The sequence below is a fragment of the Mycolicibacterium sp. ND9-15 genome, from assembly GCF_035918395.1.
Lineage (GTDB): Bacteria > Actinomycetota > Actinomycetes > Mycobacteriales > Mycobacteriaceae > Mycobacterium.
Window position 1 is genome coordinate 3,862,690 of record NZ_CP142362.1, and the last position, 14,570, is coordinate 3,877,259.

A 14,570-nucleotide genomic window follows, 5' to 3' on the forward strand; every position below is an offset into this window, starting at 1 on the left:
ACGGGGGCTGCCGGTGCCCGGCAGTTATCGCGCTCACTGTCTGCCCGGCCGGGAAGAAAAAAACGAGAAGCGACGCTGACCATTCTCGTGGCACCATCACCGGCTGTGAACCTGACGACCGCCCCCGCCTCGGTTGCGGAGGGACAGCCGCCGAGCCGCATCCGGATGATCGTCGTGCTTGGGGTGATGGTCGCGCTGGGTCCGCTGACCATCGACATGTATCTGCCCGCGTTGCCGAAGATCGCCGACGAGCTGGGCGTGTCCTCGTCGGTCGCGCAGCTGACGCTCACCGGGACGCTCGCCGGGCTGGCGCTCGGCCAGCTCGTCGTCGGGCCGCTGTCGGACTCGCTGGGCCGCCGCCGACCGCTGATGGCCGGAATCGTGCTGCACATGTCGGCATCGCTGCTGTGCTTGTTCGCGCCGAACATCGAAGTGCTCGGGGTGGCCCGGGGACTGCAGGGGATGGGGGCTGCCGCGGCCATGGTGGTGGCGATCGCCGTCGTCGGTGATCTGTTCACCGACTCGGTCGCCGCAACGGTGATGTCTCGGCTGATGCTGGTGCTCGGCGTGGCGCCGGTGCTGGCCCCGTCGCTGGGCGCCGCGGTGCTGCTGAAGGCTTCCTGGCATTGGGTGTTCGCCGCGCTGGTGGTGATCGCCGGTCTGCTGCTGCTGGTGGCCGCGCTGGCGCTGCCAGAGACGCTGGCGGCCGGGCACCGCCGCCCATTGAAGGCGCGTGGCATCGCCGCGACGTACCTCGAGTTGCTGCGCGACGCCCGGTTCGTCGTGTTGGTCCTGGTCGCCGCCCTGGGTATGTCAGGGCTGTTCGCCTACATCGCCGCCGCACCGTTCGTCCTGCAGGGCCGCTACGGACTGGATCAGCAGGCGTTCGCGCTCGTGTTCGGTGCGGGTGCGATCGCGTTGATCGCGGCAACGCAGTGCAACGTCGCCCTGCTGCGCCGGTTCACGCCGCAGACGATCGTGCTGTGGGCGCTCGTGGTGGCATCGGTCACCGGCGCGGTCTTCGTCGGCTTGTCGCTTGCGAAACTCGGCGGGCCGGCCGGTTTCGTCGTCCCGGTGTGGGTGATCCTGGCGGCGATGGGTCTCGTCATACCGAACGCGCCCGCCGTGGCGTTGACCCGGCACCCCGACGCCGCGGGTACCGCAGCGGCTCTGCTCGGCGCCGCGCAGTTCGGCCTGGGGGCCGCGATCGCCCCGCTGGTCGGTGCGCTCGGCAACGACGAGTTCGCGCTGGCATCGGTGATGACGGTGGGTATGGTGATCGCGTTGCTCGCGCTCATGGCCGTCGGTGTCCCAGCGGCCGAACGCGCGGACGACTCCGAACACGACGTCACCGGCGACGTCGTGCCAGAGCCGGCCTGACACCGCGCAGCGCGAACGGTCCCACTTGTCGGGACCGGCCACGCTCCGTAGCGTCCGGGCCCGGCCGAGCACTGGTCGACTCGAGATGTTCTCAACTGTTAGTCCCCGGCAGGACGCCTCCCCGAACCCTTGGCATGCGCTTTGGGCGATGATGGTCGGCTTTTTCATGATCCTGGTCGACGCGACGATCGTCGCCGTCGCCAATCCGTCGATCATGGCCAGGTTCGACGCGAGCTACGACGCCGTCCTCTGGGTCACCAGTGCTTACCTTCTCGCCTACGCGGTGCCGTTGCTTGTGGCGGGCCGCCTCGGCGACCGATTCGGGCCCAAGAACATCTACCTTCTCGGCCTGACCGTGTTCACGGTCGCATCCCTGTGGTGCGGACTGTCCGACACGATCGGGATGCTGATCGTCGCGCGCGTCGTTCAGGGGCTGGGCGCGGCCCTGTTGACGCCGCAGACGCTGTCGACGGTGACCCGCATCTTCCCCGTCGAACGGCGCGGTGTGGCGATGAGCGTGTGGGGTGCGACGGCCGGTGTCGCGACGCTCGTCGGCCCGCTCGCCGGCGGGATTCTGGTCGACGCACTCGGCTGGCAGTGGATCTTCTTCGTCAACGTGCCCATCGGCGTGCTGGGCGTGGCGTTGGCGCTTCGGTTGATCCCCGAGTTGCCGAGGCACAGGCAGCGGTTCGACGTGCTGGGGGTGGTGCTCTCGGCGGTCGCGATGTTCCTGATCGTGTTCGCGCTGCAGGAGGGTCAGGCGCACGAGTGGACGCACTGGGTGTGGGGCCTGATGGCGCTGGGCACCGGGGCGATGGCCGCGTTCCTGTTCTGGCAGGCCGTCAACCCGAACGATCCGCTACTGCCGCTGGAGATCTTCCGCGACCGCGATTTCTCGCTGTCGACGTTCGGCGTCGCGACGATCGGGTTCGTGGCGACCGGGATGATCGTGCCGGTCATGTTCTACGCCCAGGCGGTGACTGGACTGTCGCCGACGCGATCGGCGCTGTTGACCGCGCCGATGGCGATCGCGACCGGGGTGTTGGCCCCGGTCGTCGGCTGGATCATCGACCGGTGGCATCCCCGTCCCGTGGTCGGTTTCGGCTTCTCGGTGCTCGCGATCTCGATGACCTGGCTGTCGATCGAGATGTCGCCGACCACCCCGATCTGGCGACTGGTTCTGCCGCTGACCGCGACGGGCATCGGTATGGCGTTCATCTGGTCGCCGCTGGCCGCGACCGCGACCCGCAACCTGTCGCCGCGGTTGGCCGGTGCGGGCTCTGGCGTCTACAACGCCACCCGGCAGGTCGGGGCGGTGCTCGGCAGCGCCAGCATGGCGGCGTTCATGACGTGGCAAGTGAACTCCCAGATGCCCCCCTGGGCGACCGATTCGGCCCACGGTGCTGCCGGTGCGACGCAGCTACCGTCGTTTCTGCACGGACCGTTCGCGGCGGCCATGTCGCTGTCCTTGCTGCTACCCGCGTTCGTCGCGCTGTTCGGGGTGGTCGCGGCGCTGTTCCTGCTCGGCTACGCGCGTGGGCCGCTCGACGATGACCACCCGCGGGCGGTCGAGCATGGGGACGATGACGGGGCGTTCGACGACGACGGTGACGACTACCTCGAATACACCGTCAGCTGGGATGACTTCGAACGCGCCGAGCCTGCGCTGTCAGGGATCGCCAAGCGAGAGCCGACGGCCGGGGCGCCGGCGCCGCGCGAAGAACCTCCGCCCGAGCAGGCCGGTGACTCGTGGCGCGCGATCCTCGACCAACTGCTCGCCGATATCCCCCCGGCACCGCGAGCCAAGCCGACCGCCGAACCGTTCGGCGGCACGCACGGCGGTTGGCATGTCGATGACGAGCGGCGGTTCAACCCGTTGCAGCCGCCAGGCCCTCCTGCCGACGCCTATCCGCGCAACGGAGGTCACGACCGGCCCGTTCGCCATCAGGTCTGGAACGAGCGCTCTGTCCCCGGGCAGTTCAGGCCCAGGCCCAAAGGCAGGCACGCGCGCGGCGACGATCGCCAATGACGGCCGTACGCCGCCCGTGCCGACATCCCGGTCGACACGCTTCAGCTGAAAAGCACCGCGGGGTTGAGGTAGCCGGATGGGTCGAACGCCGCCTTCACGGTCCGCATCGCGACGATATCGGCGTCGGTGCGTGACATTCCGAGGTAGGCCCGCTTACGGGTGCCGACTCCGTGCTCGGAGCTGACGTTGCCGCCGAGGCGGGCGATGAGTTCCATCATCGCCGAGTACAGCACATGCTCGGGCTCGCTGGCGAGCGTGCACCGCACCAGGTTCAGATGCAGGTTGCCCTCACCGATGTGACCGAACAACACCGGAATCGCCTCTGGCGCATGGGTTGCGACCAGTTCGACCGCTTGGGTGGCGAATGATGCGATGGCCGAAATCGGCAGCGACACATCGAACTTCAGTGGCGGCCCGTAAACGCCGAGCACGTCGGCGACGGCCTCGCGCACCTGCCAGATCCGCTGCTGTGCGGTCAGGTCGACGCCCACGGCCGGCTCGCCGTACAGATCGGCGCCATCGATCGCGTCGGCCAGCCGCTCGGTTTGGTCGCTGTCGCCGGCCAGTTCGATGAGCAACTGCCACGCGCCGTCGACGGGCGCGGGCACCCCGGCATACTCGCCGGTCAGTGCGCTGGCGCGCGCGTCGATCAACTCCAGCGCGGCGATACCGTCGAGGTCGCGGAAGACCCGTCCCGCGGCGACGAGCGCGTCGAGGTCGGCGAACCCGCAGATCGCCGTCACGCGGTGGAGTGGGGCGGGGTACAGCCTCAGGTCGACAGCGGTGATAACGCCGAGCGTGCCCTCGGCGCCGACGAACAGCGACGCCAGGTCGTAGCCGGTGTTGTCCATCCGCACCCGGCTGTGCCGGTGCACCAAGGTGCCGTCGGGCAGCGCGACGTCCAACCCGATCACCTGCTCGCCCATGTTGCCGTAGCGCACGGTGCGCAGTCCGCCGGCGTTCGTCGACGCCATCCCTCCGACTGTCGCGGTGTCGCGTGCGGCCAGGTCGACGCCGAACAGCAGACCGTGCTCGGCGGCCGCGCGCTGCACCGCGGCCAGAGTCGCACCGGCGCCCACTGAGATTCGGCGCTCGGTGACGTCGACCGCGGAGACGTCGCGCAGCCGTTCGGTGGACAGCAGCACGTCGTCGTGCTCGGGTACGGTCCCGGCCACCAGCGATGTGCGGCCGCCTTGCACGGTGACATAAGCGCCCGCATCGCGGCAGGTACGCAGCACGGCGCCGACCTGGTCGGCCGACGCCGGACGCACCAGGGTGCTAGCCCGGCCGCGGTACCGGCCGGTGTGGTCGACGCTGCGCCCGGCGAGCACGTCGGGATCGGTGCTGACGTAGCCGTCCCCGACGATCCCGGCCAGCCGGTCGGTCAAGCTCATTACGCGGGTGTATCACACGGGGCCAGCGACAGGAACGCGCCGAGATCCACAAGGGCCGCCGGGGTGGACGGAAGATACTCGGTCAGCAGCGGCGAGCGCACGATCACCGTCCGATACATGGCGCGGCTGATCGCCACGTTGAGTCGGTTGCGGTTGAGCAGGAACGGCATCCCGCGCGGGATGTCCTCGATCGCCGAGGCCGTCATCGAAACGAACACGACGGCGGCCTCGCGGCCCTGCAGTTTGTCGACCGTGCCGACCAAGACGTCGCTCAGCCCCGCGCCCTCCAGCGCCGAGCGCACCTGCAACACCTGGGCGTTGTACGGCGCGACGACGAGCACATCGTCCTGATCGAGCGCCCGGAAGCCGTGTTCGTCGGTCCAGAGCGCGCCGATCATTCCGCCGATCTCCTCGGCGATCACCGCGGCCTCTTCGGGACTTGAGGTGGAGCGTCCGTCGTGGGCGACACATCGGGTGTGCAGGCCCGGGTCGAAGCCGGCCAACGTGCGAGCGTCCGTCTTCGGGTGCGGCAGCAGCCGATTGTCATAGGACAGCGCGGAGTCAACCCGGCACAGCGCAGAGTGCATGCGGTGCGTGTGCTCAAGGAAATAGCCGTACTCGACGGGTAACACGTCATGGCCTGCCATGAGCCAGCCGAGCGCCGAATGGTCGACGGGTTCGGGGTGACTCCCGGTAGACACCTGGCCGAGCTGTTGCGGATCGCCGAGAAGCATGATGTTGCGCGCTGCCCGAGCGACGGCGATCGTGTAGCCGAGCGAGAATTGACCGGCCTCGTCGATGGCGAGCAGGTCGAGGCGCTCCGATCCAACCCTGGCATCGTTGGCGAAATCCCATGCCGTGCCGCCGATCACGCACGCGTCGTGCTCGGCGAGAAAGGTTGCGTGGCCGTCGTCGCCGATCACCGTGAACCGATCGGTGGGCGCCGTGTCGTTGCTCGACTTCTTCGCGACGAGGCTCCGGTCGACCCCGGCGTGGACGATCTTGTTGAGCAGATGGGCGACCACCGAGTGCGACTGTGCGACGACGCCGACGGAACAACCGTGGTCGTTCACCAGCGATGCGATGACCCGCGCCGCGGTGAATGTCTTGCCGGTGCCGGGCGGACCGTGCACGGCGATGTACGACTTGTCGAGATCCAGGACCGCCGCGGTGATGGATGCGACATCGTTGTCGAGGCGTGGCAGACCGGCACCGGATCGTGTGATGGGTCGAGCGCGTCGCAGGATATCGACAACTGCGCACCTGGGGAGGCGGCTTTCGAGCACGGCGGTCGCCGTCTCGGTGGCCAATGCCTCGATGGCCTCTTCCAGCTTGGCGGTCGGGATCGGCTTCGCCGGTGTCAACGCCATCGGCAGGTTCGCGAAGTGTTCGGTGTCCACCGCAAGTTCCTCGACGAGAACCTCGACCGGAACCCCATCCACCTTGACAGTATCGACCACCGTCACATCGTGTGCGGCCCGGCGATCGGGGTGCTCGTCGTCGAGTCCGGCGGGAGCGGGACGGTCATAGAGGGCCCGCGGCCGCCCGTCGAGGGTGCCGCCCTGCAGCACTCCAGTGAGGCGAATATGCCTGCGGTACTTATGCTTCCGGGGTGGCTTGTGCCAGTCTTGTTCGACGGTGGCACTGTCGACGAGGAAGACGCCCGATACGTCGTCCCATTCGTCAACGGGGTGATTGAGCCGTTGGAAGTGCCCCCACCAGTACGGCTTTCGTTCCCGGGGGAGGTAGCCACGCGCGGTCTGGATCAGTGCGACGGCGGTCTGCTCCGGGGTACGGTCGGTACTCACGCCGTCACCGGCGAACCCCTGCAGCACCTGTGCGGTTTCGTCGAGGGGCGGCACCGGATCGCCCTTCTCGGCGGGCCGGGTCAGATGTGTGACACCGCACTCGAAAGCCCGCAGCAACAACCAGTCTCGCAACCGGCGCGTCGAACGACAGTCGTACTCGTTGTAGTCCCTGATCTCCTTGAGCACGCCGGCGGCTTCGTCCGTTCGGCCCTCGTCGAGCAGCGCGCGGTATCGCTCGTACTGCGTGATCGAGGCTGCGGCGTTGGTAACCTCACCCGAGCGCAGCTCCGAGCCCATGTACAGGGGCTCCAGCGCCTTCAGCGAATAGGACGGGGCGCCGACGCGAAGGCTGCTACGAACGATCGGGAACAGATCGACCAGGACATCGGCCCGCAGTAGGTCGTCGACCTCGTCCTCGCCCACCCCGTAGCGGGCGGCCAACTCCAACAGCTTGGTGCGCTCGTACGCCGCGTAATGGTAGATGTGCATACCGGGATAGCGACTGCGGCGCTTGCGCACCAGGTTGAGGAAGTCGGTGAACGTCTTGCGTTCCGATCGTCGGTCCTCTGCCCACAGCGGGGTGAAGTTGTCGGCGGTGTCCAGGACTCCCCACATGTACTCCAGTCCCCAGGTGACGCCGTCGTCGGTCCACAAGGGATCACCCTCGAAGTCGAAGAAGAGGTCACCCGGGTCCTCCGCGGGAATCGCGCCGAGCGCGTCGCGGTCGGCGATCTCGAACTGAGGTAAACCGGTATCGAGCTGTCTGACCTGCAAGCGCGCCTGGGTACGCAGACCCGCGAGCGTGCTCGCCGCCATACCTTCGACGGGTCCCGACGACGTTGCGAGGGCCGCTACGGTGTCGATACCTGAGGAGCTCAGCGTTTCGCGCTGGGTCATCCGCATTCCAGCCACCAGCAGCACATCGTCGTCGGCGACCACGTTGGGCATACAGCACTCGCACCGCATGCACGCGCTGACCGCCGTATCGCGCCAGCCGACCGGGGCACCCGAGGCCAGGTGGGTGTCGAGCAGTTCGCGCAGGCGATCGCGTTGCTGCCGGTAGACCGGCACGAGATCGTCGACCGGATAGTCAACCGTGGTGCGGTCCCCGAGGATCAGGCTCGCTGTGTCCGCGATCGGGACGCCCATGCCGCGCAACGCATCGGCATAGCCCGCGATTTGCAGCAGCGCCTGGATCTTGGCGCGGCGGGCGAGTTTGGTGTCCAGTACCCGATACCGGTCGCCGTCGAGCACGACGAAGTCCGCGAAGCCGACGAACCGGTCGTCGAACAGGGCGGCTTGGTACACCACCGGCGGTCGCCGACCGAACGCGTCGGCGGTGGCGCGGGCGGCGGCCTGGAAGGCGGCCAGGGTGTACGCGGGTCGCCCGATCCGGACAACGCCTTCGCCGTACTGGGCGACGAACGCGTCGAGCACCCGCTGCTCGTGTGCATCGCCCAACTCCGCGGTCCGGCGCAGCATCTCGTCCTCGCCTGCGACCGCGGGACCCCGGCCGAGCTTCGCGTCGAATGCACGCAGCAGCGCGTACTCGCAGTGGGACGCCGCAGCGAGGTCGGAAGCGCTGTAGATGACGCGGGTTTCAGCGCCATGCGAGTCCACGAACACGGTGCCACTGTATGTGACCCCGCCGACACCTCAGCGCCGCAGCGCTTCTCAGCTCGGTGGCCGGTCCTGAGGATGGGGCTGTCTTCCTCGATTCGTCGTCAAAGGAGCCACGTCGGGTGAACAGCGGTCGCGGTCAGCCGGTATTGCCGATCAGCTCGACACCGTTGCCGTTCCAGCGGAATCGGACCACGCTGTCGAGGCCTGGCATGCCGCTGGAGTAGCGCAGCGCGACGGTGTCGCCGGTGCTCTCCGAGCTGTCCACACCGTTGAACCCGTAGGTGTCGGGAACCCCGCTCGGGATGAACTTGCCCTGGTGGAACATCACCGCCCGGGTGTTGGCGTTCTCGGCGTTGGTGTTGGCCTTGACGATGACGACCGACAACTGCGCGCACTCGTTGTAATTGCCGGCGATCGGCACCGGATACCAGCCCTGGTTGCTGCGCGGGTCCTTCGGCAATGCCGCGACGGCCTCCGTTATCTCCGGTGCGTTGAGGTTCACCGCGCACGGATCCGCGGGGGCTTGCGTGCTGGGCGGTGCGATCGTCGGAGTCGGCGCCGGCGGCGCCGGCGTCGCCGCGGGAGCGGGGGGTGTGGCCGACGGGGTCTTGGAGACCGTCGAGTCGCTGGCGCCACAACCGGCGACGAGCACCGCTGCGGTGCCGATGCAGCTGCAGATGAGGACCGCCCACTTCACAACAGCGCACCGTACCGAACGGAAGGCCGGTGCCATGGCACGCGGCGCGGCGGGTCGGGCAGCCGGTGGCTATTAGACTCGGTAGCCGATGACGCCCTCTGAGCCGGACGCCACTGACGCCGAGCTGACCTTCAACGACCTGCAGATTCACCCGTCGGTGCTGCAGGCCGTCGCCGACGTCGGCTACGAGACACCGTCGGCCATCCAGGCGGCCACCATCCCGGCCATGATGGCGGGCTCCGACGTGGTGGGTCTGGCCCAGACCGGCACCGGCAAGACGGCCGCGTTCGCCATCCCGATTCTGTCGAAGATCGACACCAGCAGTCGCGTCACCCAGGCGCTGGTGCTGGCGCCGACGCGGGAACTGGCGCTGCAGGTGGCCGAGGCGTTCGGCCGCTACGGCGCGCACCTGCCCGAGGTCAACGTGCTGCCGATATACGGCGGATCGTCTTACGGTCCGCAACTGGCAGGGCTCAAGCGTGGCGCCCAGGTGGTGGTCGGCACGCCAGGCCGGGTGATCGATCACCTCGAGAAGGGCCGGTTGGATCTCTCGCGGCTCGACTATCTGGTGCTCGACGAGGCCGACGAGATGCTGCAGATGGGCTTCGCAGAAGACGTCGAGCGAATCCTGTCCGACACCCCCGAGTACAAACAGGTCGCGTTGTTCTCGGCGACCATGCCGCCCGCGATCCGCAAGATCACCACCAAGTACCTGCACGACCCGGTCGAGGTGACCGTCAAGGCGAAAACCACCACCGCCGAGAACATTTCGCAGCGCTACATCCAAGTGGCGGGCCACCGCAAGATGGATGCGCTGACGCGGGTGCTCGAGGTGGAGGAGGGCGACGCGATGATCGTGTTCGTCCGCACCAAACAAGCCACCGAAGAGGTCGCCGAACGGCTGAAGGCCAGGGGTTTCGCCGCGGCGGCGATCAACGGGGACATCCCGCAGGCACAGCGTGAGCGCACCATCGCCGCGTTGAAGGACGGCAGCATCGACGTCCTGATCGCCACCGATGTGGCAGCGCGCGGGCTGGACGTCGAACGCATCTCCCACGTGCTGAACTACGACATCCCGCACGACACCGAGTCCTATGTGCACCGCATCGGGCGCACCGGTCGGGCCGGCCGGTCCGGGGCGGCGCTGCTGTTCGTCACCCCCCGCGAGCGCCATCTGCTCAAGGCCATCGAGAAGGCCACCCGGTCCAAGCTGGTCGAGGCGGAACTGCCGACGGTCGAGGACGTCAACGCCCAGCGGGTGGCGAAGTTCCGCGACTCGATCACCGAGGCGCTCAACGCTCCCGGCACCGACGTCTTCCGGAACATCATCGAGGAGTACGAACGCGAGCACGACGTGCCGATCGCCGATATCGCGGCGGCGCTGGCCGCGCAGGCGCACGGTGGTGACCAGTTCTTCATGGTCGAGCCGCCGCCGGAGAAGCGCCGCGAGCGCGAGGAGCGGCCGCGGCGCGAGAAGCCCGATCGCAGACGGCGCGAGGGCTTGACCACGTACCGCATCGATGTGGGTAAGCGGCACAAGGTCGGACCCGGTCACATCGTCGGCGCGATCGCCAACGAAGGGGGACTGCACCGCAGCGACTTCGGCCACATCACGATCCGCCCCGATTTCTCGTTGGTCGAGCTACCCGCCGATCTGCCCAGAAAGACACTCAAAGCCCTTGAGAACACCCGTATCTCGGGGGTGAAGATCAACCTGCAGCCCGACCGACGGCCGGACAAGGGCCGGCGCAAGGGCAGATGACGCTGTCGCGCGGACTGGACGCGCAGGGCGGCCTGGAATCCGTCGGCAAGCCCGAACGCGTCGCCTCGCTCACCGGTATCCGCGCCGTCGCGGCGCTGTTGGTGATGCTCACCCACGCCGCGTACACGACGGGTAAGTACCCCCAGGGCTACGTCGGCCTGGTGTACTCCCGCGCCGAGATCGGGGTACCGATCTTCTTCGTGCTCAGCGGATTTCTGTTGTTCTCGCCGTGGGTGAAGGCCGCGCTCACCGGGCGCCCGCCGCCGTCGGTGCGTCGCTACGCCTGGCGCCGGGTGCGCCGCATCATGCCTGCCTACATCGTCACCGTCTTGGCGGCCTACCTCGTCTACCACTTCCGCACCGCGGGCCCGAATCCCGGCCACACCTGGGAAGGGTTGTTCCGCAACCTCACGCTGACCCAGATCTACACCGACGACTATCTGTATTCGTTCCTGCATCAGGGTCTGACGCAGATGTGGAGCCTTGCGGTGGAGGTCGCGTTCTACGTGGTGCTGCCGCTGTTGGCGTGGCTGCTGCTGGTGGCGCTGTGCCGGCGACGGTGGCGGCCCGGCCTGCTGATGGGCGGACTGGCCGCACTGGCGCTGATCACCCCGGCGTGGTTGATCCTGGTGCACACCACCGACTTCCTGGCCGACGGTGCGCGGCTGTGGCTGCCGGCGTATCTGGTCTGGTTCATCGGCGGGATGATGCTCGCGGTGTTGCAACCGCTGGGCGTGCGGGCCTACGGCCTGGCGTGCATACCGCTGGCGGTCGCGTGCTATTTCATCGTGTCCACACCGATCGCCGGTGAGCCGACCACCTCGCCCAACGAGTTGCGCGAGGCCTTGGTGAAGGTGTTGTTCTACGCGGTGATCGCCACGCTGGCGGTGGCGCCGTTGGCGCTCGGCGACCGGGGCCTCTATGCGCGGTTCCTGTCCAGCCGGCCGATGGTTTTCCTCGGCGAGATCTCCTACGAGATCTTCCTGATCCACCTGATCACGATGGAGCTGGTGATGGTGGAGATCCTGCGCTATCCGATCTACACCGGTTCCGTCGTCATGCTCTTCCTCGTCACCTTCGTGGTGACGGTCCCGCTGTCCTGGCTGCTGCACCGGTTCACCCGGGTGCGGACCACCTGACGCCGCATGCAGCCGGATTTGGCGCTAATTGGTTGATCGCACGCATGTGGTGCGGGCAAGTAACCAGTTAAGGCCGTTGTGGCAGCGTCAGGTACGCGACCTTAGGGTAGGGTTGCCTAACTGCAATGCGACACGGAGGGCCAGTGATGTCAGACAAGAAGCCAACGCGCGGTTTCCAGGGTGCGGTGCTCAAGCTGCTGCGCGCGGGCGACTATCGACTGACCGTGACGGGTAGGCGTGAGATCGGCCCGCATTACCTGCGGCTGACTTTCGATGCGGGCGGCTTGCTCGCCGACCGGCCGCTGCACCCGACGATGTGGATCCGCATGTGGTTCGCCGACGGCGACAAACTGCATCAGCGCGGCTACACGCTGGTCGACCCGAACCCGACCGCCGATGCCGTCGACATCGAGTTCGCGCTGCACGACGGTATCGCCTCGCAGTGGGCGCAGAACGCGCAACCCGGCGACACGGTCGACGTGACGGTGTTGGGCAGCAACTTCACCTTGCCCGAACCACAGCCCGCCGGCTATGTGATCGTCGGCGATACCGCATCGCTGCCCGCCATCAACTCGCTGCTGACGGCGATCGGCGACACCCCGGCGCGGGTGTTTTTGGAGGCCGCGCACGACGACGACCGGCAGCTGCCGGTGGCCCGCAGCACCGATGTGACGTGGGTGGACCGCAAGAATGCCGGCGAGGCGCTGGTCGAAGCCGTGGCTGCGGCGTCGTTCGAGGCCTCCGATCACTTCGGTTGGGTGGCGTGCGACAACCGCACCACCCGCGCCGTGGCCAAGGTCTTCCGTGAGCAGTACAAGATCTCGAAGAAGTCGATCAAGGCGCAAGCGTATTGGGTCGCCTGACGGCTCCGGGCGCTACTGGGTGGCCTGACGACTCGGCAGCACGATCGGTACGACGAACTCCTCGAGCATCGACCGCTCGTCGGCCTCGTCATGCCCGGGGAACAACATCAGCGAGGTCATCACTCGCACCAGCCACCTGGCCCGGTGCGCAACCACCTGCGGCTCGTCGGGACCCAGCGAGATGACGAACGCCTCGGTCAGCGCCTTGATGACTTCGGATTCCTCGGCCATCTCCGCGCCGATCGGCCGCTGCGTGGTTGCGAACCAGGATGCGAGAGCGGGGCTCTCGCGAACGTTGCGCAGTGAGGCCAGCATTCCCTCGATGAGGCGCTCGCGCGGATCGGTGAGCGCATTGATCTGCTCGGTCATCTCCCGGTACAACCGGTAGCTCTCGCGGTGCACGTACGCGGTGTACAGTGCGTCGCGGTTCTCGAAGTACCGGTACAGCGTGGCGCGCGAACACCCTGCCGCCGAGGCGATTTCGTGCATGCCGACGGTAGCGGCCTCTTTGTGCGTGAACAGTTCGCCCGCCGCGTCGAGAATGCGGTCGGCGGCCACTTCCGTGCGTCGCGCGGCCAACCAGTCACCGGCCATCAGGCGGTCACCTTGAACGGCACGGACAATGGCCGCCGCACGTAGTTGCCGCCGGACCACACGACTCCGCTCTCGTCGACCTCGAAATCGGGGATCCGCGTCAACAGTTCGGTCAGCGCGACGCGTGACTGCATCCGCGCCGCCGCCGCGCCGAGGCAATGGTGGGCGCCGTGGCTGAACGTCAGGATGTTGCGCGGTTTGCGGGTCACGTCGAGTTCTTCGGCATCGTCGCCGAACTGGCGTTCGTCGTGGTTGGCCGACGCGTACAGCAGCAGCACCCGCCTGCCCTCCGGGATGGTCGTGTCCGCCACAGTCACGTCGCTCGTGACGGTGCGGGCCAACCCCTGCACCGGCGAGCTCATCCGAAGAAACTCGTCGACGGAATCGGGGATCAGCTCCGGGTTTTCGGCCAGCAGTCGGCGTTGGTCGGGCCGCTGGTGCAGCAGCTGCACCGAACCGCCGAGCATGCCGGTGGTGGTGTCGTTGCCGCCGGTGACCATGGTGAAGGTGAACGCGAGGATGGATAGGACACCAGCGATGTCGCCGTCTGCGCCGACGCCCGCGGCCACCAGATGCGAGACCGTGTCGTCCTCCGGCTCGGTCCGCCGCCGTTCGATGAGCGCGGTGAAGTAGGCCATCATCTCGCCCAACTTGTCGCCGAGCGTGTCCAGCGCACCGCCGATGCCGCCGTCGGCGGTGTTGCCGGCGACGATCGCATCGGTCCAGCCGTCGAACTTGTCGCGGTCGACCTCCGGCACGCCCAGATAGTGCGCGACGACCATGGACGGCAGCGGCTTGAACAGTTCGGCGACGATATCGCCGCCGCCGTTGTCTCGGATGCGCTCGATGCGCTCGATGACGAATTCGCGCACCTTGGGCTCGACCGCCTCGACCTGCCGCGGGGTGAAGCCGCGCGACACCATCTTGCGGAACTCGGTGTGCACCGGTGGGTCCTGCATCACCATCGGCGGGTTGTCGGCCAGGCCGATGAGTTCGAGTTCGCCGTAGTTGACGGTCAGCCCCTGCGCCGACGAGAACGTCTCGTGGTCACGCGCGGCGGCCCAGATGTCGGCATGCCGCGACATTACGTAGTAGTCGTGATCGGGCTTGTCCCGCGGCACCACGTGGTGGACGGGATCATGGTCACGCAGCGCTCGGTACATCGGCCAGGGATCGGCCCACGTTTCGGCGTTGGCGAGCTCGAACCGAACCGGCGTGCCATGAGACATAGTTGCCGTCACGTCTCATTGGTACGACAGAACTACGGGGGCTGTCAATAGG

At 67.7% G+C, this 14,570-nt stretch carries 10 protein-coding genes; 5 read left to right on the top strand and 5 right to left on the bottom strand.

Annotation, left to right across the window (positions count from 1 at the left end; translation table 11 throughout):
• Window positions 1-165 precede the first annotated feature (165 nt).
• Together QGN32_RS18450 and QGN32_RS18455 are read left to right on the top strand one after the other, a co-directional pair.
• Window positions 166-1,380, top strand: a complete 1,215-nt coding sequence (locus QGN32_RS18450; protein WP_326549142.1) for a multidrug effflux MFS transporter — start codon at window positions 166-168, stop codon at window positions 1,378-1,380.
• 85 nt (window positions 1,381-1,465) lie between these two features.
• The gene (locus QGN32_RS18455; RefSeq protein WP_326545741.1) at window positions 1,466-3,409 is read left to right on the top strand and encodes an MFS transporter; all 1,944 of its coding nucleotides are present in this window, start codon (window positions 1,466-1,468) and stop codon (window positions 3,407-3,409) included.
• A gap of 41 nt (window positions 3,410-3,450) precedes the next feature.
• On the opposite strand, the gene QGN32_RS18460 is transcribed toward QGN32_RS18455, so the two are convergent.
• The 3 genes from QGN32_RS18460 to QGN32_RS18470 all read right to left on the bottom strand — a co-directional run bounded on the left by QGN32_RS18460 (window position 3,451) and on the right by QGN32_RS18470 (window position 8,931).
• A complete protein-coding gene (locus QGN32_RS18460; RefSeq protein WP_326545742.1) occupies window positions 3,451-4,803 on the bottom strand; it encodes an FAD-binding oxidoreductase in 1,353 nt (450 codons plus the stop codon).
• Window positions 4,803-8,237, bottom strand: coding sequence for a TM0106 family RecB-like putative nuclease (locus tag QGN32_RS18465; RefSeq protein ID WP_326545743.1), 3,435 nt, complete (start codon window positions 8,235-8,237; stop codon window positions 4,803-4,805). The genes QGN32_RS18460 and QGN32_RS18465 overlap by 1 nt, the downstream gene beginning before the upstream one ends.
• A 133-nt stretch (window positions 8,238-8,370) precedes the next feature.
• Window positions 8,371-8,931: an LppP/LprE family lipoprotein gene (locus QGN32_RS18470; RefSeq protein ID WP_326545744.1), complete on the bottom strand. Its 561-nt coding sequence runs from the start codon at window positions 8,929-8,931 to the stop codon at window positions 8,371-8,373.
• 88 nt (window positions 8,932-9,019) lie between these two features.
• Between QGN32_RS18470 and QGN32_RS18475 the strand changes: the two genes are divergently transcribed.
• The 3 genes from QGN32_RS18475 (at window position 9,020) to QGN32_RS18485 (ending at window position 12,695) form a co-directional block, all read left to right on the top strand.
• Complete coding sequence (locus tag QGN32_RS18475; protein ID WP_326545745.1) at window positions 9,020-10,693, top strand: DEAD/DEAH box helicase; 1,674 nt, start codon at window positions 9,020-9,022, stop codon at window positions 10,691-10,693.
• Window positions 10,690-11,832, top strand: coding sequence for an acyltransferase family protein (locus tag QGN32_RS18480; protein WP_326545746.1), 1,143 nt, complete (start codon window positions 10,690-10,692; stop codon window positions 11,830-11,832). The genes QGN32_RS18475 and QGN32_RS18480 overlap by 4 nt, the downstream gene beginning before the upstream one ends.
• Before the next feature lie 146 nt (window positions 11,833-11,978).
• Window positions 11,979-12,695: a siderophore-interacting protein gene (locus tag QGN32_RS18485; protein WP_326545747.1), complete on the top strand. Its 717-nt coding sequence runs from the start codon at window positions 11,979-11,981 to the stop codon at window positions 12,693-12,695.
• Window positions 12,696-12,707: 12 nt separating this feature from the next.
• On the opposite strand, the gene QGN32_RS18490 is transcribed toward QGN32_RS18485, so the two are convergent.
• Entirely contained in the window at window positions 12,708-13,289 is a 582-nt protein-coding gene (locus QGN32_RS18490) for a TetR/AcrR family transcriptional regulator (RefSeq protein WP_326545748.1), read from the bottom strand.
• On the bottom strand, window positions 13,289-14,518 hold the full coding sequence (locus tag QGN32_RS18495; protein WP_442791848.1) for a cytochrome P450: 1,230 nt from the start codon (window positions 14,516-14,518) through the stop codon (window positions 13,289-13,291). Before QGN32_RS18495 ends, QGN32_RS18490 begins: the two co-directional genes overlap by 1 nt.
• Window positions 14,519-14,570: the final 52 nt, after the last annotated feature.

Excerpts from the sequence above, each read along its gene's own strand:
- QGN32_RS18450 (WP_326549142.1), top strand. The coding sequence starts at position 166 with ATGATCGTCGTGCTTGGGGTGATGGTCGCGCTGGGTCCGCTGACCATC.
- QGN32_RS18455 (WP_326545741.1), top strand. The coding sequence starts at position 1,466 with ATGTTCTCAACTGTTAGTCCCCGGCAGGACGCCTCCCCGAACCCTTGG.
- QGN32_RS18460 (WP_326545742.1), bottom strand. The coding sequence starts at position 4,803 with ATGAGCTTGACCGACCGGCTGGCCGGGATCGTCGGGGACGGCTACGTC.
- QGN32_RS18475 (WP_326545745.1), top strand. The coding sequence starts at position 9,020 with ATGACGCCCTCTGAGCCGGACGCCACTGACGCCGAGCTGACCTTCAAC.
- QGN32_RS18480 (WP_326545746.1), top strand. The coding sequence starts at position 10,690 with ATGACGCTGTCGCGCGGACTGGACGCGCAGGGCGGCCTGGAATCCGTC.
- QGN32_RS18485 (WP_326545747.1), top strand. The coding sequence starts at position 11,979 with ATGTCAGACAAGAAGCCAACGCGCGGTTTCCAGGGTGCGGTGCTCAAG.
- QGN32_RS18490 (WP_326545748.1), bottom strand. The coding sequence starts at position 13,289 with ATGGCCGGTGACTGGTTGGCCGCGCGACGCACGGAAGTGGCCGCCGAC.
- QGN32_RS18495 (WP_442791848.1), bottom strand. The coding sequence starts at position 14,518 with ATGTCTCATGGCACGCCGGTTCGGTTCGAGCTCGCCAACGCCGAAACG.